Annotated in this window: 1 protein-coding gene; it reads right to left on the bottom strand. The window is 30.6% G+C overall.

Going from position 1 to position 1,382, the window contains the following annotated elements; all coding sequences use genetic code 11:
- Positions 1-75: 75 nt before the first annotated feature.
- Positions 76-1,305 (bottom strand): IS4 family transposase, encoded by a 1,230-nt coding sequence (locus tag E0F91_RS17580; RefSeq protein WP_132067644.1) that lies wholly within the window; start codon positions 1,303-1,305, stop codon positions 76-78.
- Positions 1,306-1,382: the final 77 nt, after the last annotated feature.

The following is a 1,382-nucleotide window of genomic DNA, read 5'->3' as shown; positions in this document are numbered from 1 at the left end:
CACTGCTATCCGAAAGTTTTGAATAAAACTTAAAAACCCTTTGTTAAGTATTGTATTTGTTATAATTGTTGTTCTTTATTGAGAAAATAAGTCAGGTTTAAACAGCATTTTGTTTTGTTTTATTACTTTTTTTGCACCTTCATTAACTTGATTGCAAACATATTCTATGCTTAGATAAAAAGCTAAACATACTCTTATTTTTTCTACAAAATTAGAAAAGGTTTTTACTTTCTTGGCTATAGTTCTGTTTATGAGTTCTAATAACAAGTAACTTATTAAGGCGACATATATTTGAGATTTTACGGCATTTTCGCTAGTTCCTAAAAAAGTTTTTATTTGTAAATTTTGCTTCATTGCTTTGAAAAACAATTCAATATCCCATCTCTTCTTATACAAATCGGCAATTGTCCTGGCTGTCCAATCTAAATTGTTGGTTATGATATGAATGACCTTGTTATCTTCTGCTCTGTAAACAGTTACCAGTCTTAAATTATGCTCATTTATCGTGGTTTCAATGGCCTTTTTTCCTGATAAAGTGATGATTTCATCCTTCAAAATATCTTGATCTGTGTCAAATGGTAATTCTAATTCTGTAATTATTGTATAATCTGTATTGGTCTTTATTCGGGTCACAAATATATTTTGGGCAAATATTCTATTAAGCATCAAAGCAAAATCAAAATAAGCTCTATCCTCAACAATGATTGTGTTTTTTGGGAAGACATTTTGCCCTAAGCCTTTGCTATCATGTGTTTTTGCTTCTGTAATGTTTATTAAATCTGGAATTTGTAAAGCATCATCAAAACAAGTATGTATTTTAATACCTCCTTTTGCTGTCCGAAACTTTGCCCAATCAAACATAGATAAACACAGACTAATTGTGGTGCTGTCTATCAATTTGATACTATGGTCTTTAATTTCTTGAATAATGGTTCGATGATTATCTTTTTTTAAAACGGAATCATAGTGACTTAATAGCTTAATGTACAAGGATTCATATACTTTCCAAGTTCGTTTTTTATTACCATCACTCATTGTAGAACGCGCAGGAGATTGACTTAATCCCAAATCATTTATAAAACTCTGACAAACCCCTATACCAGTAGAAATATCACTCAAAGTATAGCATTTATTGAGCTGTCCGAAAGTTAAAGCTACGAACTGGTCATAAGTCTTGTATTTGCTACATCCTTTGTCACTTTGATGTTTTTTAATACACGATTCCAAAATCCAGCGAGGAACTAAATCTAATATTTGCCCAAGTAAAGGTTTATTGTTATTTTTGTTTCGTCTGAAGAGTCCCATAAAATTATTTTATTTTTCGCAAAACAAAAATAAGGGATTCTCAGACAATTTTAATTTCCGACTTTCGGATAGCAGTG

Origin of the sequence: Flavobacterium sandaracinum (genome assembly GCF_004349135.1) — a bacterium.
GTDB lineage: Bacteria > Bacteroidota > Bacteroidia > Flavobacteriales > Flavobacteriaceae > Flavobacterium > Flavobacterium sandaracinum.
The sequence above is the reverse complement of the archived record's forward strand: the minus strand, read 5'-3'. Positions and strand labels throughout refer to the sequence as shown.

Excerpts from the sequence above, each read along its gene's own strand:
- E0F91_RS17580 (WP_132067644.1), bottom strand. The coding sequence starts at position 1,305 with ATGGGACTCTTCAGACGAAACAAAAATAACAATAAACCTTTACTTGGG.